General features: G+C 43.7%; 17 protein-coding genes. 8 read left to right on the plus strand and 9 right to left on the minus strand.

Features of this window, described 5'->3' with window-relative positions; all coding sequences use genetic code 11:
- Window positions 1-30 precede the first annotated feature (30 nt).
- A complete protein-coding gene (locus tag JFC07_RS03550) occupies window positions 31-636 on the minus strand; it encodes an Rrf2 family transcriptional regulator (protein ID WP_198328132.1) in 606 nt (201 codons plus the stop codon).
- Between the two features lie 73 nt (window positions 637-709).
- Complete coding sequence (locus tag JFC07_RS03555) at window positions 710-1,963, minus strand: NnrS family protein (protein WP_198328133.1); 1,254 nt, start codon at window positions 1,961-1,963, stop codon at window positions 710-712.
- Between the two features lie 395 nt (window positions 1,964-2,358).
- On the opposite strand from JFC07_RS03555, the gene JFC07_RS03560 reads away from it, so the two are divergent.
- Window positions 2,359-2,595, plus strand: a complete 237-nt coding sequence (locus JFC07_RS03560) for a hypothetical protein (RefSeq protein WP_144296297.1) — start codon at window positions 2,359-2,361, stop codon at window positions 2,593-2,595.
- A gap of 113 nt (window positions 2,596-2,708) precedes the next feature.
- Here the strand turns inward: JFC07_RS03560 and JFC07_RS03565 are convergent, their stop codons facing one another.
- Window positions 2,709-4,199, minus strand: coding sequence for an aldehyde dehydrogenase family protein (locus tag JFC07_RS03565; RefSeq protein ID WP_198328134.1), 1,491 nt, complete (start codon window positions 4,197-4,199; stop codon window positions 2,709-2,711).
- A gap of 539 nt (window positions 4,200-4,738) precedes the next feature.
- Here JFC07_RS03565 and JFC07_RS03570 point away from each other — a divergent pair.
- From JFC07_RS03570 to JFC07_RS03590, 5 genes are all read left to right on the plus strand, one after another.
- Window positions 4,739-5,341, plus strand: a complete 603-nt coding sequence (locus JFC07_RS03570; protein ID WP_198328135.1) for a TetR/AcrR family transcriptional regulator — start codon at window positions 4,739-4,741, stop codon at window positions 5,339-5,341.
- A gap of 229 nt (window positions 5,342-5,570) precedes the next feature.
- Window positions 5,571-6,788, plus strand: coding sequence for an iron-containing alcohol dehydrogenase (locus JFC07_RS03575; protein ID WP_198328136.1), 1,218 nt, complete (start codon window positions 5,571-5,573; stop codon window positions 6,786-6,788).
- Between the two features lie 166 nt (window positions 6,789-6,954).
- Complete coding sequence (locus JFC07_RS03580; RefSeq protein WP_198328137.1) at window positions 6,955-8,004, plus strand: NADPH-dependent curcumin/dihydrocurcumin reductase; 1,050 nt, start codon at window positions 6,955-6,957, stop codon at window positions 8,002-8,004.
- A 109-nt stretch (window positions 8,005-8,113) separates the two neighbouring features.
- A complete protein-coding gene (locus JFC07_RS03585; RefSeq protein WP_198328138.1) occupies window positions 8,114-8,791 on the plus strand; it encodes a type 1 glutamine amidotransferase domain-containing protein in 678 nt (225 codons plus the stop codon).
- A 28-nt stretch (window positions 8,792-8,819) separates the two neighbouring features.
- Window positions 8,820-9,455: a glutathione S-transferase family protein gene (locus JFC07_RS03590; RefSeq protein WP_198328139.1), complete on the plus strand. Its 636-nt coding sequence runs from the start codon at window positions 8,820-8,822 to the stop codon at window positions 9,453-9,455.
- 77 nt (window positions 9,456-9,532) lie between these two features.
- Here JFC07_RS03590 and JFC07_RS03595 read toward each other — a convergent pair whose 3' ends face one another.
- Window positions 9,533-10,864, minus strand: coding sequence for a D-arabinono-1,4-lactone oxidase (locus JFC07_RS03595; protein WP_191691600.1), 1,332 nt, complete (start codon window positions 10,862-10,864; stop codon window positions 9,533-9,535).
- Window positions 10,852-12,075 (minus strand): alanine racemase, encoded by a 1,224-nt coding sequence (locus JFC07_RS03600; RefSeq protein WP_198328140.1) that lies wholly within the window; start codon window positions 12,073-12,075, stop codon window positions 10,852-10,854. The genes JFC07_RS03595 and JFC07_RS03600 overlap by 13 nt, the downstream gene beginning before the upstream one ends.
- 481 nt (window positions 12,076-12,556) lie before the next feature.
- Here JFC07_RS03600 and JFC07_RS03605 point away from each other — a divergent pair, with 481 nt between their 5' ends.
- Window positions 12,557-14,245, plus strand: coding sequence for an MFS transporter (locus JFC07_RS03605; RefSeq protein WP_191691596.1), 1,689 nt, complete (start codon window positions 12,557-12,559; stop codon window positions 14,243-14,245).
- A 99-nt stretch (window positions 14,246-14,344) separates the two neighbouring features.
- Window positions 14,345-15,640, plus strand: coding sequence for an HlyD family secretion protein (locus JFC07_RS03610; RefSeq protein WP_198328141.1), 1,296 nt, complete (start codon window positions 14,345-14,347; stop codon window positions 15,638-15,640).
- A gap of 47 nt (window positions 15,641-15,687) precedes the next feature.
- Here the strand turns inward: JFC07_RS03610 and JFC07_RS03615 are convergent, their stop codons facing one another.
- The 4 genes from JFC07_RS03615 to guaB form a co-directional block, all read right to left on the minus strand.
- Entirely contained in the window at window positions 15,688-16,569 is an 882-nt protein-coding gene (locus JFC07_RS03615; protein WP_198328142.1) for an IS982 family transposase, read from the minus strand.
- Between the two features lie 233 nt (window positions 16,570-16,802).
- Window positions 16,803-17,462, minus strand: a complete 660-nt coding sequence (gene pdxH, locus JFC07_RS03620; RefSeq protein WP_191691626.1) for a pyridoxamine 5'-phosphate oxidase — start codon at window positions 17,460-17,462, stop codon at window positions 16,803-16,805.
- A 63-nt stretch (window positions 17,463-17,525) separates the two neighbouring features.
- Window positions 17,526-18,896 carry a phosphoglucosamine mutase gene (glmM, locus tag JFC07_RS03625; protein ID WP_191691594.1) on the minus strand — a complete coding sequence of 457 codons (1,371 nt, stop codon included), beginning with the start codon at window positions 18,894-18,896 and terminating at the stop codon, window positions 17,526-17,528.
- A gap of 416 nt (window positions 18,897-19,312) precedes the next feature.
- On the minus strand, window positions 19,313-20,785 hold the full coding sequence (gene guaB, locus JFC07_RS03630; RefSeq protein ID WP_068405659.1) for an IMP dehydrogenase: 1,473 nt from the start codon (window positions 20,783-20,785) through the stop codon (window positions 19,313-19,315).
- Window positions 20,786-20,872: the final 87 nt, after the last annotated feature.

The following is a 20,872-nucleotide window of genomic DNA, read 5'->3' on the forward strand; positions in this document are numbered from 1 at the left end:
TAGATTAGTGAGGTGCTCTTCTTTTTTCAATCACTTTCGAAGTTGAGAGTGGGGTCTATTGAGGTTATTTCTATAAAACAATAGCTCAGCCAATTCTGACTCATTACTGATAATATCCGCCAGTGTATAGCGCTCAAGGACGTTGATAAAAGCAGTCAGCGCTTCAAAAAATACCTGCTTTAACTGACAGACAGGGCTAATGATACAGCCTGATTTGACCACCGCACTGGCCTCTTCGTCGATAAGCGTCAAAGCCAAATCTTTAGCGACCCCGCTGTCTTCACTAATAACCGGACTATTCGCCGTGCTATTAGTATTAGCATCGGGTTTGGCAGTTACTAATAAATCAGTCGAAAAACATTCAACCAAATTAAAATCTGGCTCAATTTGCTTAATCAATACGCCCAAATTGATATCCTTTGGCCGACAAGCCAAGCGAATACCGCCATTTTTACCGCGTACGCTGTCGATATAACCAAGCTGCCCCAGTTGGTGGATAATCTTGGTCAAATGACTTTTAGAAATATTGTAGCTGTTGGCAATATCACTGATGTTTGCCAATAGATGCGGCTCAGGCTTAATCGCCAAATATATTAATGAGCGCAGCGCATAATCACTATAGTTGGTCAGTCGCATTTTTTGCGCTCCCCTGTTTGAGATGAATATTAACTTGACGTTGTCAAATAACGTTGATCACGTAAAAACCTTATTAACCAAATAAGCCATCTGGCCGTTGGCGTGCCAGCATCGGTAAATAACTGATGCAAAATAGTGCAAAACAAGCAATCCAAGCACCTTGCGCCGTCATAATCCATAACAAGTAATGGCTCATATCGACTAATGGTAAAAATACTCGACTGACAAACGCCAGAACCATCAGTGCAAACATGAGATTGACGATTTTGGGCGGTTGATGGATACTGCGACCTGTATGACCGAGCGATACCCGCGCCATCATTGCCACTGTCATCATACCAACGCCAGAGATGGATAATCCATGGACGGCGATACTGTGGCTGTAACCAAGCCATGGCTGTAGTGCGTATAACACAAAACTCAGACACATCCCTAAAAATGCGATATATAACGACCATAGAAGCGGTTTTTGCCAAATGCCGCGATGATACCAGCCGGCCAAGCGCACGATGTTGACCACTGCGACCCCAAGGGCACTGATGGTCAGCAAGTATTTATTGGGGTAAAATAAATCAACGAGGAAAAAAACAAAGAAAAACAGTAAACTTGCGATATCTTGTGCTTTATTATTACGTACTGTGACTTCTTCTTTTTCACCTTTAGCGTTTGGAATACTTAAACCACGCTCGATAAAGAACGGCACCACACGGCGACCAATGGTCAACACTAGGCCGATAATCAGGTAAAAGCCTAAATAGATACCTAACTTGGTCAAATTCATATTGGCGCTTATAATGCCCCAATAGCATAGCGCATTACCGAGTGTTAGAAGCGTAAGCTTGGCTAAAATACCCATCTGCTTATATTGCTTCACTTGTAGCACTGCCCGAGAAATCACAAATGCCATCCAGCCGACAAACAATAAATCAAATATCGCCGCGGCATATAGTAAGGCTACCCCACTACCAGCAACCGTGATACCGAGGCCGAAAGCTATCCAGCCCAAGCGTGCCAGCAACCAACACATAAAGATACCGAGCAGCTTATAACCATGTGGCATCATCACGCCCGTCCAGGTTTTCACTGCGGTCAATAAGAAACCCGCCACGACTGCCAGCGCATAGCCATAAATCATTTCATGACCATGCCAATACAGCGGATTTAACGTTTGCGCATCGATATCCGTGTGTCCGGTAAACACAAACGCCCATAGAGTCATTGTGATAATGGCAAACAAAGCCGCGGCACTAAAAAATATCCGAAAGCTCAGGTTAAGAATAGGATGCGGCGAGCTTGGCGGTTTGGTAGGTAAATTAATTGATTGCATAACAGACTTCTTATAGTCAAAGTTAGAAGGTATGTCTTAAAGATATATTTTAAATGAATGTTATACATAATACAACTGAAACTATATAACTGCTACAGTAGATTAACGCACCTATTATATACACCTTTGACTCATATAACGCGCTACACTAGATAACTTATATTATATTAATCTATATTCTATCATTTATGCTAAACCACGGCTATTAAATAACTTATCGCAAATGACTGATATCGGCGAATTTACGGCAGTATAAATGTAAATTCTAAAAGCGACGCGCTACGAACTAAGCGCTAAAGTAGCCAGCACCTTGATATTTGCTTTCATTATTACCATCATCAATAGTGACCACGGCTAATTTGACTACATAAATGGTCCACCTTGAGGAGAATGTCATGACAGAAGCACATGCGCCAATTGAAAAACGCAAAATTGTTAATCGTTTTTTAACCCTACTGACCGAACAACAACCACAAATGTATTATGCCACGACATCAGAGGTCGCGCGCAGTATCCATACCATGATTAAAGAGCACGCCAATCGCTTGACGGTAGAAGAGCAAGCACTGACCCGCCGTATGTCTATCGAGGAAATCGAAGCGTTATTGGGTTTTCATACTAAGCAACATTAGAATAATCAACTTTTAGAGTCACGACATTATTAGTAAGAAAAAAGACCACCATCAAGGCGGTCTTTTTTCATAGCAGTACGTTTAATTAAATACGTCTAACCAAAATACGTTGATTAGAACGGATACTCACGTGGTTTATGCTGTACTGAAATCCAATGCAAAGCGGTAAATTCTTCTAGTATCCACTCACCATTAAAGCGTCCAATACCAGAGTTTTTCTCGCCACCGAACGGCGCATTACTTTCATCATTGACCGAGATATCGTTGATATGGGTCATGCCCGCTTTGATACCGCGCGCAAAACGCAGACCTTTTTCCATATCTTGGGTAAAGACCGCACTCGATAGACCATACATAGAGTCATTGGCAATCGACAGCGCATCATCTTCATCCTTGGCACGAATGATACCAACCACAGGGCCAAAAACTTCATTACAGGATAAGTCCATCTCACGCGTCACTTCACTAAAGATATGCGGCGGCACCACCTGACCTTTAATCTCACCACTTAATAGCATCTTAGCGCCCTCTTTCTGCGCTTTGGCGATTTTTTCTTGTAGCGATTCGACTTGTTTTTTATTGATGATAGGGCCAACTGCGGTGTCTTCTTTGCTAGGATCACCGACATTTAGGGTTTTTACGTGAGCGAGGAAACGCTCAACGAAATCATCATAAATCTCATCTTCGACAATGATGCGATTAATCGCAATACAGATTTGTCCTTGGTGCAGGAATTTACCAAAGGCTGCTGCTTTTACCGCTTGTTCGATGTCGGCATCTTTTAGCACCACAAATGGGCTATTACCACCAAGCTCAAGCGCCACTTGCTTTATATAATCGCCGCTGTTAGCAAGCTCGCCGATATGTTTGCCAACCGCCGTTGAACCAGTAAATGACACCAAGCTTGGAATATCGTGAGTAACAATCGCATCGCCAATCTCGCTACCTGCGCCAACGACCACGCTCAGCAGCCCTTTTGGCAGACCCGCTTCTTCAAATATTTTTGCCAATAGTAGACCGCCAGTAATCGGCGTATCACTGGCAGGTTTGAGCACCACGGCATTACCCAAGGCTAACGCAGGCGCAATAGAACGCTGGGTTAAATGTAGAGGAAAGTTCCATGGGCTAATCACAGCAATCACGCCCATCGGCTCACGATAAATAAAGTTCTCTTTACCCGGCGTATTAGAAGGGCGAATCTCGCCATGCACGCGGTTAGGAAAAGTAGCCGCTTCAAGCGTAATCGCACGCGCACTACCAAACTCGACCATGGCTTTAATACGGGTACTGCCCGACTCTTTAATTAACCACTCAACGATTTCTTCTTGACGCTCATCAAAAATATTGACAACTTTATATAATACCGCTGCACGCTGGGCTGGCGTTTGCTTCGCCCATTCTGCCTGTGCTTTGGTTGCCGCCTGAAAAGCTTCATCGAGCTGTTTATCGGTTGCTTGCTGAATCTCTACCAAGGTTTCGCCATTAAAAGGATTGGTATCGGTATTGACGCTATCGTCTTGACCTTTTTGCCAAGTACCGGCGATATATTGCAAATGAAAATCGTTATACGCGCTTTGTTGAGTATGCTTAGTATCGGTTGACATAATTATCCTTATTTATTTTAAGTTTGTTTTTAAGAGCCATTCAATTAAAAGTATTTTCTAGATAGAAACTTATATAAAACACCCCACTCTCAACTTATTTTTCTAAGGTATTGGTTTACTTACTTTTTAAAATTTCAGTTAAAACAATTAGAATTTTAAATTCTATAAAAATCAAAAGCCTACGATAAGTTGAGATTGACGTATAAAACCCTAGGTTGTATCACTTTATAAACAGTCGGCACAACTATTGTGCAAAAAACTTGCTGCTCAACGTTGATAAAAGGTTTCATTGATAAAAGAATTCATTTATAAGTTGCGTTAATAAATAAAAGCCTTCTCACCAAACGTAACTTGCTAGACGACTGGTCTAATGCTACCATAGTAAGCACAAAAACAAGAATAATTTATCATTATGTATTGTTGAGAAAACGTAACGCTTAAAACTATTATCAAAGTAGTGCTCTCAACCCTGGTTTCTATTTAACTGATTTCCATTCGATTACATAACCAAATAATACCCTAAGGAGAACATCCTCTTCATGTCTGATATTACCACCCCTATTCCATCCGATACGAAGGCGCTTCTGTTAGCGATAGGTTATAAGCTTATTGCCCAAAAAGGTTTTACCGCTGTCGGTATCAAACAAATACTCGATACTGCCGGTGTACCTAAAGGCTCGTTTTATCATTACTTTGCTTCAAAAGAAGCTTTTGGTGAAGCCATCATCGAGCATTATTTTGCTAACTATAAAAGGCGCTTAGAGTCGATTGCAGCTGAAGATATTAGCGCGCAACAAAAGATTTATAACTATTTTCAGAACTGGTATGACACCCAGCAAAACGGCTGCGACCATGAAAAATGCTTGGTAGTTAAGCTCAGCGCTGAAGTGGCTGATATCTCAGAAACCATGCGTAAAGCCTTGTATTCAGGTTATCAGCAAACTGTTAATTGGATTGCTGAGCAAATAAAAGCCGGCTGGGCAGATCGTTCAATTCCTCACCCTGATAATATCGCCGCTGAAAGTATGGCTAAGCGTTGGTACTTTGCGTGGTTAGGTGCCAGCTTAATCGCTAAAATCAGTCAAACCGATACACCATTGGCAGAAGTTTGGCTGATGACCACCTCGCAACTTGGTCGCTAAATATTATTCAGGATTTCCATGAGCAACTATTTAGACCGCTAGCTAATCAATGACGATTTTCGGTTATACGATAGTTTTGTAAAATTAATAATAAATTACTAGACGACCGGTCTAATTGATGTAAAATACGCTCAAACAGCAAAAGTTACTACGATCTAATTTTTGCGCTCACAACCTACACACTTCTTAAAACTCACCTTACAGCTTCTCATTAACAACTAGGAATTTTATGAATAACTTTCAATATTACAATCCCGTTCGTATCGTCTTTGGCGAAGGTCAAATCAAAAAATTGTCAGAACTGGTGCCAACCGATGCACGTGTATTAATCACTTATGGCGGTGGTTCAGCGCAGCGTACTGGCACCTTAGATGAAGTAAAAAATGCGCTAGGTGCTAACGGCAACCGTGAAGTATTTGAGTTTGGCGGTATTGAAGCCAATCCAGAGTTTACCACGCTGCTAAAAGCCGCTGACATGGTTAATGAGCATAATATTGATTTCTTATTGGCCGTTGGTGGCGGTTCAGTCATTGATGGCAGTAAATTTGTCGCCCTTGTGTCTTCATTAACTGAAGAAGGTAGCACAGATGGTACGGTTTCTCGTGAAAAAGCGTGGGACGCATTGACCAGCTATTGCAAAAACATCGACTCAGCGATTGATTTAGGCGCAGTATTGACCATTCCAGCGACCGGTTCTGAGATGAACTCTGGCGGCGTAATTAACTATAGCGAACGTCAAGCAAAACTACCCTTTGGTAACCCGCTTACCTTTCCTAAATTCTCAATTTTGGACCCTACCAAAACCTTGACATTACCTGTGCGCCAAGTGATGAACGGTGTCGCTGACGCCTTTGTTCACGTCATGGAGCAGTACCTTACCTATCCTATTAATGCCAAAGTGCAAGATGCCTTTTCTGAGAGTTTATTAAAAATTCTTATCGAAGAAGGTAAAGCGGTCAAGGCCGACCCAGAGAATTTAGAAACGCGTAAAAACATCATGTGGACAGCAACCATGGCATTAAATGGTCTGATTGGTACGGGCGTGCCACAAGATTGGACGACGCATATGATTGGTCATGAATTGACTTCTCTACACGCGATTGACCATGCTCGCACGCTCACGATTGTACTGCCGTCAGTCATGCGTGAGCTTAAAGACAGTAAAAAAGACAAATTGCTCCAATATGCGCGTAACGTTTGGAACATTACAGATACAGATTTAGACGACGATACCATCATCGAAACTGCTATTGTGCATACTGAGAACTTCTTCCGCGAGCTTGGCTTGCCAGTGAGCTTAGAAGATGCTGAGTTAGATAAGTCGGCGATTGACCTTATTATTAAGCAACTTGAAGCACACAAAATGGTGAAATTGGGCGAACATGGTGAAAATGATTTAGACGTATCACGCCGCATCTTAGAACGCGCCGTGACGAGCAAAGCCTAATCATTTAAAGCCTTATCATCGTAACTTTCTTATCCACAACAATCGGTAGCCATCCACCTTAGTATGGCTACTGACTTTAAGAATTTTAAAACTTTAAAAAACCAATAACTACAACCAATAACTACAACCAATAACTAGAATAATAACTAGAATAAGGAGCTTTAACATGAGCTTTAATGAACAACAAAACCAACAACAAAATCGTCAAATCAAACTTGCTAGCCGCCCGAATGGCGCTCCTACTAAAGATAACTTTGAGCTGACCATCAGCGACATCCCAACGCCTAACGACAAGCAAATGCTACTACGCACGGTTTATATGTCACTTGACCCGTATATGCGCGGACGTATGAGCGCGTCAAAAAGCTATGCTGACCCACTAGAAGTCGGCGATGTGATGATAGGTGGCACGGTCGCCCAAGTGGTCGAATCTAATATCGATAAATTTGCCGTTGGTGATTTGGTGGTATCAAATTCAGGCTGGCAGGATTATAGCGTCAGTGATGGCGAAGGCGTGGTCAAGCTTGATAAGAATATGTCCAACCCTTCGTATGGTTTAGGTGTCCTTGGTATGCCAGGCTTTACCGGCTACATGGGTTTAACCGATATCGGTAAACCAAAACAAGGCGAAACCTTAGTCGTCGCAGCAGCAACTGGTCCTGTGGGCGCAACGGTCGGACAAGTCGGCAAGCATTTAGGCTTGCGTACCGTTGGTGTGGCAGGCGGAGCGGAAAAATGCGCCTATGCAGTTGAAGAATTAGGTTTTGATATTTGTATCGACCATAAAGCCGACGACTTTGCCGAACAGCTGAAAAACGCTTGCCCAGATGGTATCGACATCTATTACGAAAACGTTGGCGGTAAAGTACTCGATGGCGTATTGCCATTACTGAATGCTCATGCGCGTATCCCAGTGTGCGGCTTGGTGTCACAATATAATGCGACCGACCTTCCTGATGGCAAAGACCGTCTCGGTATGTTGATGGGTCTTATCCTGAGCCAACGCCTGACTATCAAAGGTTTTATTATCTTTGAAGAGTACGGCGATTATTTCCCAGAGTTCTTAAAAACCATGGGTGAATGGGTTGAGTCGGGTAAAGTTAAAACCAAAGAGCATATCGTCGATGGCTTAGCACAAGCGCCGCAAGCTTTCTTTGACATGTTAGAGGGTAAGAACTTCGGTAAAACCGTGGTTAAAGTTGCCGACGTTCAGTAGTGGTTATTTTAAATAGTGCAATTCTAAGAGCAATAGAATCTCTCAGCAATACTTAACGATGGATACCAACAAGCATCAATACCAATATCAATAATAAATAAGGACAGTTATGAATATTTTAATGGTACTAACCTCACACGATAAATTAGGTGATACTGGCAAAAAGACCGGCTTTTGGCTCGAAGAATTTGCCGCCCCTTACTATGCTTTTTTAGATGCTGGCGTCAATATTACCTTAGCCTCTCCTGCTGGCGGTCAACCACCACTCGATCCGAGTAGCGATACGGAAGATGCGCAAACCAAGGACACCAAACGCTTTAAAGACGACAAAGATGCTCAAGAGCGTCTTGCCAATACCAAAAAGCTTGCCGACGTAAAAGCCGAAGACTTCGATTCTGTCTTTTATCCAGGCGGTCATGGTCCATTGTGGGATTTGGCAGTCGATAAAAACTCCATCGAGTTAATCGAAAGCTTTGTTAAGCAAGACAAGCCGGTTGCTTTTGTTTGTCACGCTCCTGCAGCGCTGAAAAACGTCAAAATCGATGGTGAGTATTTAGTCAAAGGTAAAAAAGTTACTGGTTTTACTAATACCGAAGAAGAAGGCGTACAGCTCACTGACGTCGTACCTTTCTTATTGGAAGACGTTTTAAAATCCAATGGCGGTGACTATCAAAAAGGCGCAGATTGGGAATCGTATGTCGTCGAAGACGGTCTATTGATTACCGGCCAAAACCCAGCCTCATCAGAAGAAGCTGCCAAACGCTTACTGGCTAAACTGAACGCTTAATATAAAATACCGCAACAAGGCTGACATCATGATTCGCTTACATCATCTTAATCAATCACGCTCACTACGTACGCTATGGCTACTAGAAGAATTGGGGCAACCTTATGAAATCATTAGCCATCAGCGCGATGCCAACACGCATCTAGCACCTGATAGCCTAAAAGCAATTCATCCACTCGGTAAATCTCCGGTTATTGAGATGGATGGCGAGCTTTACGCCGAATCTGGGGCGATTACTGAGCTATTGATTGAGCGTTTTGCGCCAGAGCAATTACGCCCTGCGACCGACAGCACTGATTATGGTCATTACTTGCAGTGGATTCACTTTGCCGAAAGCTCGCTGATGTTGCCGTTATTGCTTGAACTGTTTACCACTAAAGCAGGCGTTGGCGATAATGCGTTTTTGACCGGTTATATCGCTCAAGAAAAGCACAAACTCCTGAGCTATTTAGATAATGAGGTCAAAGGCAAATCATTTATTGTCGGTAACAAGCTAAGTGGCGCTGACTTTATGCTGTCGTTTGATTTAATCATGCTCGCTAAGCGCGGCGCGTTAGAAGACTACACCCATATCAAACAGTATGCTTTGCAACTGACGAGCATTGATAGCTACCAACGCGCCATGCGTTTGGAAGCCAACTATGATGACTCTATTAAGCGCTAAGTAAGACATTTCAATGGTTTAATATGAAAAAACAGCTCTTTATGAGCTGTTTTTTTATGGCTAAGTTAATAAGGGCTTTAAAGGCAAAACTTTTGCTCAAGCCAGCTATTCATAAAGACATTATCAGGATCATACTCGCGGCGTATCTCCAAAAAGCGATTGAGCTTAGGATATAAGCTTTGCAGCTCTATACGGCTCAATTTATTCACTTTACCCCAGTGCGGGCGACCCTGCCATTTTTTCATATACTCGTACAGCCATTTAAACAATGGCTCACAGTCCATACCTTTATAAACGTGGAACGATAATACCGCGCAATCCTCTCCCTGCGTAGGACTGAGCATGCCCGTCTCGCCTTTATGCGTGCGCACCTCAATAGGAAAGTGCGAGCCTTTATTGTCGTTTAATAAAATATGATTGACCTCTGAGATACATTCATCAAAGTCAGATAACTTGATAAAATACTCAGATTCATTAAATTTGACGCCGCGCGGTGTCGGAAACACCTCGTAGCTGTAACCTTCACGCTTGGTATTAGGAATAGAGCTTGCTGATATTTCACTGACCTTTTTGGTCAGCGACGGTTTCATACGAGCCAGCTCACACAGTACATAAAAAGCACCATTTAAAGTGACTACGCTGTCAAAATGATCTTTGAGTTTCTGCGTGCCCGTCATCGCTTTGGGTGCTATGACTGACAGCGTCTTTTGCTGAATCTTATTGGTGCCGGGAAACAAAAACCATTCTAGATGACGATGGCTGTGCGCGGTTTCATGAAAACGTGCCAACCCTTCTTCAAAATCTAAGACTTCGTTGGACTCTTTAAGTCCGTAGAGGTCAACCACCTTAAGCGTCAATTTGGTAAAAATACCAAGCATACCAAGGCTAGCATGTAAGGCATTACCCAACTCGTCAGTTTTCGGGTCGCCGCGATGATGGGTGTGCAGCTCGCCTTTACCATCGACCCATTCCCAGGTTACCACTTGATTGGCAATCGAGCCTAAAGTAATCCCTGTGCCATGAGTTGCGGTACTGGCAGCACCAGCAATGGTTTGCGCTTGCACATCACCCATGTTTTCTAACGCCAAACCATGCTCTTTGAGCGCTGCGCCAATTTCATATAAGTAAGTACCAGCATGTAAAGTGGCAAGCTTCGCCTCTTTATCGACTGAGATAAGACCGCGCATATTATGTAAACTGACGGCAATTTCTTCAGGTTTCGCGCAGCCACTAAAAGAATGCGCCGCGCCGGTGACTCTAACGCGCTTTTTATTTGCCCGTGCATTTTTCACAATCTCTTGTAGTTCTGCAACCGATGAAGGCGTGAGTTTTTGCTCAGGGGCAGCACGCTCGTACCCTACCCAATTTTGCCAATCATTGCTTCCTTGCCACTGCCTTAATGAAAACATTTGCCCTCTCCTCGGTAAGTTATCATGGTTTGCTGTTTTTTTACTTTGTTTGCTGGCCCTGTAGGCTGACCAGATTGTCGATAACAAATGAGTTCATTAAAATGTTCACACAGCTCGCCTGCTTTTGCATGGCGGCACCAAACCATATCGCCAATATTAAGACGCGGCATCTCATCATCATTGCCCGTTTTGCCAATTGCCATCGGCGTTTGTACTTCACCAAAACCTTCATCGTTTAATAGGGATAAATGTTTGGGATAATGAATGACCGGTGCTTTATCGGCCCCTGTCGCACCCGAGGCAATAAAGCCGCCACTATGACAGGTAATCACGCCTTTTTCTGGTTGACGCGTCACAGGCAGCACAAAGCCCGCGGCAGGCTGAAACTCATGCATGCTATCCATATAATCAAAATACGCCGGTTTATAATAGGCAGAACCGACCGTTATTTCGCTAACCTCAGGCTGGCTTGAGGTGAAATCCATACTGCCACTGCCACCCCCATTGACGAGCTTAAGCGTATAACCTTGTTTATCCAGATAGGCAACAATTGAGCGGCGGTGCTTACTCACTTGTTTTTGTGAGCGGCTTTTTAGTAAACGAATTGCAGGCGACAACACAGTTTTACCCGGTAAATGCTCGGGCAAACCCGCAATTTGTGCCTCATAGCCCATTGCCGCACTGATCTTAATATTGGGATATTTTTTGATATGCTGTAGTAGCTTTTTTACGTCTTTGATGCTCATTAATGCCGAACGCTTGGTACCGAAATACAGCTTGGGCAGCGGCATCGACATATTGATATCGAGACAAACATCAATAATGACATCGTGCGCTTTGGCAACTTCATTAAGCACATCCACATGCTCTGGGCGATCGATCATCCAAATCATGGTTGCGCCCTGTTTGGTAAAGTCAAAAGTTGCGGCGACACTTTTCGCATCTAAAGTTGGATAAGCGCAGAGAATATTATCAAAGCCATTTTCTAACAGATACACTGATTCGTCGGCCGCATAAGACATCAGCCCGATAAAGTTAGGAGATTTGTCTTTAATGTAGTGCAGAACATCGATAGAGCGAATAGATTTGGTCGCCAAGCGTAGTTGAACAGACTTAGTTTTTTGGTTGATCAGTGTTATATTATGATCGAGCGCGTCCATATCGAGCCACGCACTCGGAGCTTTCGACGGAATAATGTGGGCAAAATCCATTTTACTTTCCTTGTAACGACCATTGAATACGACCTTATATTTCTTATAATACTGTTATTATGCCTCTAAAAAAGAGGATATATCAGCATCATAGTTTGTACCCAGAGCCTAGCTCAGTCAAGCGCCATATTTATAAAAAATCGACATTTGTTAAATCACATAAATAAGTTTAGCTAAGAAGACCTTCGAGCAAAAACTCTAAATAAAAGTGGAATTATTTATATCTTTAAGCATAAAAATAACTATGACGCTCTCACCTTTTTAAACTAAAAAAGTACAATCATTAAATAGTCTCAAATTGAAATCATGATAAAATAATGCAAACAGTCCTTTGACTGTTTTTTATTTTTTATAGCTACTAAATGAAGCACTTATGGCTCAATTTGATAATAGCTCGGATAATAGCTCGTCCAATTTTTGCTCGTCTAGGAATCCTACGATGTCACTTTATCTTTCTACTTTTAGCAGGTGGCGATAGACAATGAGCAATGAATACCAATTCAAACCGCACGAACAACCCTTTATGGTGGGTTCTCCCGCCACACCCGACCATCCTACGCGCCGCAAAGTATTTTATCTATTGATTGGTATTTTTATTGGCATCACCGCCAGCTTTCAAAATGGTTTATTGGTGGCAAATCTGACCCAAATCCAAGGTGAAATGGGCTTGACGCCAGTCGAAGGTGGCTGGATATCGGTCGCCTATAATATGACCAATGCTTGTATCACCGTGCTGCTATACAAAATCCGTCAGCAATTTGGTATGGCGCTCTTTAGCAAAATCACCCTGTTCTCACTGTTGGCGGCCACCAGTTTACAATGGTTAGTCAGTAGCCATCTCTTAGACACCAGCGCTATTATCATTGAGCCTTATTATCTAGAAATCATCGCCCGCGGCTTAAGTGGTATGGTTGCTAGTGCCATGACGGTATTGGCTATTTTTTATTGCCTGCAAGGTATGCCAACCGCCAAACGCATTAGCGGTCTGATTTTGGGGTTTGGCTTAGTACAATTTGGCATTCCTCTCTCAAGGATTATCTCGCCATATCTTGCGGTCGACGGCCAGCTTGAAACGCTATTTTTGTTTGAATTGGGCTTAACCCTGATTTGCTTTGCCCTGATTAATATCTTAGAGCTACCACCTGGCAATACCGAAAAAGTATTCGAAAAACTGGATTTTTTAAGCTTTGCGTTTTTTGCCAGCGGACTTGCAGCGTTGGCAGTCTTTTTGGTACAAGGGCGTATCCAGTGGTGGACGACGCCTTGGCTGAGCTATCCGCTCATCATCGCGGTGGTGACAATTAGCATCGCCTTATGGATTGAAACGCACCGTAAAAACCCAATGTTACAAGTGCGCTGGATGCGTAGCCGCAATATCATCGCTTTTACGATAACCGGCGCGGTGATGCGTATTTTATTATCCGAGCAAAATGTCGGTGCAGCTGGCTTACTGGCCAATTTGGGCTACGGAAATGATCAGTTGATTACCTTTTATGCGGTGATACTTGCCGCCAGCGTTCTGGCCTTGGTCATCAGTATTTTTAGGACCAATGCGATGGATTTACGCCGTCCAGTCATTTTCGCTGTCGCCCTGATTGCGGTTGGCGCCTGGCTAGATACAGATATTTCGCTAAATTCTGCCCCTTATATGTTTTATGTCAGTCAATTTATGATTGCCTTTGCTGCCGTCTATTTTATGGGTCCCATGGTTTTTGAAGGGATGTTTCGCGCTATCGCTAACGGCCCCGCTTACATTATTAGTTTTTCGGTTATTTTTAGCATCTCGCAGACCATTGGCGGACTTGCAGGCGCGGCAGCGATTCAAGCGTTTACCACCATACGTACACAGATACACTACGCTGATATGGTCAGCTCGCTTAATTTGGGCGATCCGGCCTTAATGGCACAAGTTGCAGGCGCAGGTCGTATGTTATCTACCCAAATCACGGATGCCAATCAAGCAAATGTCGCAGCGATGGGACAAGTATTGCAAGGCATTCAGCGCCAAGCGACTGTCGCCGCCTATGCTGATTTATTTTTTCTTATGGCAACTATCGCCTCCATCACAACGCTGATTTTATTACTAAATTACTTGTATCATCGCTACCATAAACGTAATCCATTGGCTAAAGAATTGGCAGCGATTGCAAAAATGCGCGAAGCAAAATAGCCCGAATAATTAAAGCATTTTCTTCATTTAAAAATGCCACTTAACATATTAATTAATGCAAAAAACTTATGATAACTATTCAAACTTTAGGAGCGCGGCATGAGTCAAGAAAAATCTGATGAGCTTAACCAAAACCCTAAGCCTGCCTCTGACGCGCTAACCAACGACAATCATGCTCCTGATGCAACAAATCATCCAAGTGCTGTGGTCAATATAGATAAATCAGCTAACGACAGGCTCGTAAACGATGAGAGTATTGTTAATGACGAGAGTACTGTTAATGATAATCTTACTGACAGTGATGAGTCGTCCATGCCGCCAAAGGAGCCGATTCCTAGCAGCGACGGCTGGTCGCCAAAGAAGAAATCTTATTTAAATTTAGGCATACTAATCGCCTTGATTGTGATTGGCGTGGCCTTAATTTTGTACGCTTGGAAGCTGCCGCCTTTTACTCCGACGGTCCAGCAGACCAATAATGCCTTTATTAAAGGCCAAACCACCATTATCAGTCCGCAAGTATCTGGCTACGTGACTGAGGTGGCGGTTGAGGATTTTGCCAATGTTAAAGAAGGTGATTTATTAATCAAAATAGACGATCGTACTTTTAGGCAGCAGCTTGAGCAAGCGCAGGCAAACATTGAAATCGCTGTGACCAATCGCGCTAGTAATGCGCAGGATACAGGAACCAGCCAAGCGCAAATCGAAGCACGCGAGGCGGACTTATATAGTGCTAAAGTCAGCGTCGACAGTGCGCGTGAGGATGTCAAACGCTATCAAGGTTTAGACGCTATCGGCGCGGTCTCAAAGGCAGAAGTGGCGCATATCAAAGCGCAACTTGCAAAAGCGCAGGCCAACGTGCAACAAGCAGAAGCGAATTTACAAGTGGCTCGTGAGGCAAGCGAGAAGACCAGCGGTAGCCGCTCATCTTTAGATGCCAATATTAAGAGTGCAGAAGCCGGTGCTAAGCAAGCTCAGATTAATTTAGACAATACCGTTATTAAGGCACCAGAATCTGGGCAGCTGAGTCAAATCAGTGTCAAAGAGGGACAATACGTGAGCGCAGGTACGCAGCTGATGTATATCGTACCAAAAGGCGTATGGATTATTGCTAACTTTAAAGAAACGCAAGTAGCCAATATGCGTATCGGTGAGCCCGCTACCATTCATGTCGATGCCCTTGGCGGTGCCAAATTTAGTGGTCATGTCAGTAATATCTCGCCTGCAACGGGCAGCGAATTTAGTGCCGGCGCGGCCAATCCTGCGACGGGTAACTATATCAAAATTGCCCAGCGCGTTCCTGTTAGAATTGATTTAGACCAAAGCCAGCCTAACCTTGCGCAGTTACGTCCAGGTATGTCAGTGTCAGTGAATGTCGATACCAAAGCAAGAAGTTAATGCAACCCCAGTTCGGGATAAGCCACATTGTAACTCATTGATACTATTTACAATGTCGCTACCTGTCCCTGCTGAGGCATATTTTTGATGGTGGGTTTATAGGGAAACCAGCAATAAGCAATTAAACCTGACAGCAAGTTTGTGATAAACCCCGTGACACTACGATGGCGTGAGTGTTCGATTTGGCACAAGTTTTTAAGCTCTCCAAACACCGTTTCAACCAAAGAGCGATGATTGAGTAGTGCCTCATCCATAGGCTCAAGTAATTGGGGTCTCATATTACGCCGAAGTTTGGTTATCAACGTGGTATCACTGTGTTTTGTGAGCCACTCGTTTAGTGCTTTACTGATATAGCCTCTATCCCCAAACACCTTGCCAAACACAGACGTTGCCATATCCTTAACAGGTACTCTGTCATCCGTATTACCCGCAGTGACTTTAACAGATACAAGCTCGCCCTTATGATTGATAATGGCGTGTAGCTTAAAGCCATAGAACCAGCCCATGCTGCTTTTGCCTCGGGTTGCAAGTCCTTCAAAGACTTTATGACGGTAGATACGCTTGTTATGACAAACTGCTATCTTGGTTGAATCAATATAGCTGATACCCGTACAGTCGCCCATCATGCTTTGCAAGTAGCTGCACAGTGGTATGATACTGCGCGGCACAAGCTCTATAAATCGCGAGTAGCTCGGCAGATTTGGAAACTCCCGTTTCATCATGCCAAGCATGTGATGGTAGTAAAACGCCTTAAACTGTCGATACCGCAGTTGATGAAACAGTACCAAGATGGTCATAATCTCTGCTACACTTATCTGGCATGCTCTTAACCTTTGGTGTCCCGTTGCGATTAAATGAGCGTCAAACTCAGGTTTGAATTGCTGATAAAAGTCGTCAATATGGCAGTATAGTTCGGTTAGGTTGTCCATGTAAGAAGTCCTTGTTGTGAAGTTTGTCTTGGTAAACTTACTTTAGCAACTTCGGACTTCTTTTTTTATCTTTTTTTTGAGCCCTTATCCCGAACTGGGGTTAATGCAAGAAATTAGGCTAAAAATCAGCGCAAAAAAAGCCTCTTTAAATGCCTAGCGTGTTAGGTTTAAAGAGGCTTTTTGATTTTTGCAATATCTTATTTTCAGTAGATTTTAGCTTAAATGAGCTAATTTTATGGTAACAAACGTTTGGTTGTCCATTTTGCCGCGTCGCCCGTGCCACTCTTATCTTGCGTATAAACAATGCGGTCATGCATACGATTGGCACGGCCTTGCCAAAACTCGATGCTCTCAATCGTAATCTCATAGCCACCCCAAAACTCAGGGGTTGGCACTTGACTGTCTGCTGGATAATCATTTTGCAACTGCTCAAACGTTTGCTCCATGACCTCGCGATTGGCAACTTCACCACTTTGCGGCTGGCTAACCCACGCGCCCACTTGACTATCATGCGGACGTTTTTGGAAATAAGCCGCGGATTTAGTAGCATCTATTTTAGCAATGCTGCCGCTGATACGGATTTGACGCTCAAGCTTATGCCAAAAAAACAGCGCTTCGGCATTGGGATTTTCAGCGATATCTTGACCCTTGGCACTTTCATAATTGGTATAAAACACGATGCCTTTTTCAGTAATCTCCCGCAGCAAAACGATACGCACGCTGGGCTTATTGTCTGCGCCGCACGTCGCTAAACTCATCGCATAAGGTTCTTGCACTTCTGCTGCTATCGCTTCATTCATCCACGCGTGTAGCATCTCAAATGGTGAATCTGGTACTGACTGCTGGTCGAGTTGCCCTTTCTCATACGATAGGCGCTGATCGGTAAAATCCATACTCATGATTGTTTCTCGCTAACTTTCAAATATTATTAATATAAGTGTATTTAACCAAGACGTTTAGCCTAAAACCGTTTTGATTTTATCGGCCAAATCGTTGGCCATCACATCACATTCTATCTCATCGTCTGACTCAACCATGACCCGAATCATCGGCTCTGTACCTGACTGACGGATAAGCAGGCGACCACGACCTTCTAAAGTAGCACGCGCTTTATCAAAAGCTGCGACAAGCTCTTCATGCTCAAACGGATCTTGCATTTGCGATAAGCGCACATTGACCAGTTTTTGTGGTAACACTTCAAAGCCTTCGGTCAAATCGCTAAGTGCCTTACCACGTGCTTGCATCACTGCCAGCACTTGTAAGCCTGCGATAATGGCATCGCCCGTGCGGCTTTTATCCAAGCATAAAATATGACCAGATGGCTCACCGCCCAATATCCAACCTTTGGCTTCAAGCTCTTGCATGACATAGCGGTCGCCAACTTTTGCACGGGTAAAGGCGATATCCGCGTCTTTTAACGCCAACTCTAAACCCATGTTACTCATCAAGGTACCCACAACGCCTTCAGCTTTGGTTTGACCTTGAGTAGCAAGTACATACAAAATACCATCGCCATCGACCAGCTCACCGGCTTCATCGACCATCACGATACGGTCACCATCGCCATCTAAAGCAATACCGACATCGGCTTCATATTCGAGTACCGCTTTTTGCAGACTCTCAGGATGGGTTGAGCCGCAATTGGCATTGATATTGATACCATCGGGTTTGTTATTAATTGCGATAACATTGGCGCCAAGCTCACGCATAACGCGTGGCGCAACGCTATAACCAGCCCCATTGGCACAGTCGACGACGACGGTCAAATGATCTAAGTCATATTGATAAGGGAAGCTACCTTTACAAAATTCGATATAGCGCCCTTTCGCATCATTAATACGATTGTTTTTGCCCAGTTGCGCCGGATCTAGAATTGGCATGATGGCATTATTAGCGGAATTTGAGGCATCCATAATTGCGGTCAATTTATCATTGATTGCGCTTTGCATCTCATCGGTCAGTTTTTTGCCATCACCTGAGAAGAACTTGATGCCATTATCAAAATAAGGATTGTGCGAAGCAGAAATCACCACACCAGCATCGGCGTTAAAACTGCGGGTCAAATGCGCGATAGCAGGCGTCGGTAGCGGCCCTAGCATATGGACGTCAACCCCAGCCGCATTAAAGCCCGCCTGCAGCGCCCCTTCAATCACATAGCCGGACAGACGCGTATCTTTACCTATCACCACACTGGGTTTGCGCGCAGGATTATTATTATTTTCTATCAGCACCAGTCCCGTCACATAACCTAACTTCAAAATAAAATCAGGGGTAATCGGTAACTCACCAAATTTTCCGCGAATACCATCAGTGCCAAAGTAACTCATTATTATTATTCCTCAATTTTATAAAGTAAAAAATCAAACGGGCGCCCAGACTGTCATTGGTTTAAAAGAAGCTTAATTTATAGACAATCGCTTTTTTAGAAACCCTTTTAAAACTGTCTGCTGCTATAAATTTTCTTTTTTTGCTCTCTTTCTATGCGCCTTGTCCTTTTTAAGGCTACTAAAAATTCACTCCAGCAATGCCGAAGTTTTTTTAAAACACATCAAGTATAAGCCTTAAACCTAGACAAGGCGTCTAAATAATAAAAAGGCGTCTAAGTTATAGATAGAAGAGTTTAATGTTGTATTTTACAAAAAAAACAGCCAACAATAACAAAGCATTGTTGGCTGTTTGTATCTTGGTCTCACGGCAACGCTACAGAGCCGATAACCTACACATAACTAGCGTTAAGAAATGATTAATCAACGCGATAATTAGGTGCTTCTTTGGTAATCTGCACATCATGGACATGAGATTCTTTCATACCTGCTGAAGTGACTTTGACAAACTGCGGCTTCGTACGCATCTCTTCAATGGTCGCACAACCAGTATAACCCATCGATGAACGTAGACCGCCCATCATCTGATTGACAATACCAGAAACTGGGCCTTTATAAGGTACGCGGCCTTCAATACCTTCTGGTACCAGTTTTTCTACCCCATCTTTGGCATCTTGGAAATAGCGATCTGATGAGCCGTTTTGACCTGACATCGCGCCCAAGCTTCCCATGCCGCGATAGGCTTTATAGTAGCGACCTTGGAATAGCTCAACCTCACCCGGCGCTTCTTCGGTACCCGCCATCAATGAGCCAACCATGATGCACGACGCACCGGCAGCAATGGCTTTGGCCATATCGCCTGAATAACGAATACCGCCATCAGCAATCAGTGGAATGCTGCCTTGTAGCGCGCTTGCGACACTATCGATTGCCGAGATTTGCGGCATACCAACACCCGCGATAATACGCGTGGTACAGATAGACCCAGGACCAATACCTACTTTAACGGCATCTGCACCGGCATCACGTAATGCTTTAGCGGCATCACCTGTGGCAATATTACCGCCGATAACCTGAACGTTTGGATAGTGCTTTTTAATCCAAGAAACTTTATCAATCACGCCTTTTGAGTGACCATGGGCGGTATCGACAACGATGATATCGACATCAGCGGCAATCAAAGCTTCAACACGGGCTTGAGTATCAGCGCCAGTGCCAACAGCCGCGCCAACACGCAAGCGCCCCTGCTCATCTTTACAAGCATTAGGATTGTTTTCTGCTTTAGAGAAATCATTGACCGTAATCAAACCACGCAAACGAAAATCATCATTAATCACAATCACCTTTTCGATACGGTGCTCGTGAAGAAGTTTTTTGATATTTTCATTGCTTTCACCTTCTTTGACGGTGACCAGCTGATCTTTTGGCGTCATGATATGGCTAACTGGTAGTGACAAATTGGTTTCAAAGCGCCAATCACGATGGGTGACGATACCAATGACTTTATCGGTACCCTTCTCAACCACAGGCACCCCTGAGATGTTGTTATCTTGGGTCAATCTTAATAGCTCACCGATGGTCATCTCTGGGTGCACGGTGATGGGATCGACAACTGTACCGGCTTCGAATTTTTTAACGCGGCGTACTTGCATGGCCTGTTTATCGATATCCATGCTCTTGTGCAAAATACCCAAACCACCAAGCTGCGCCATAGTGATGGCCATCTCAGATTCAGTGACGGTATCCATCGCAGCCGAAATCATCGGTAAGTTTAAAGTGATATTTTTGGTTAGGCGGGTCGTTAAATCAGCAGCTTTTGGTAGGATTTCAGAATAAGCTGGTAATAATAAAACGTCATCAAAGGTTAAGGCTTCATCGACAATTCGCAACATACAGACCCCTAGTGGTGGTTATTTTGATGGGTGGGCAATGCAGTATCACGTCGATAAACAAAAGCTTTATCAAAATCAATACGCCAA

The sequence above is a fragment of the Psychrobacter faecalis genome (assembly GCF_016107575.1).
GTDB classification, from domain to species: Bacteria; Pseudomonadota; Gammaproteobacteria; order Pseudomonadales; family Moraxellaceae; genus Psychrobacter; species Psychrobacter faecalis.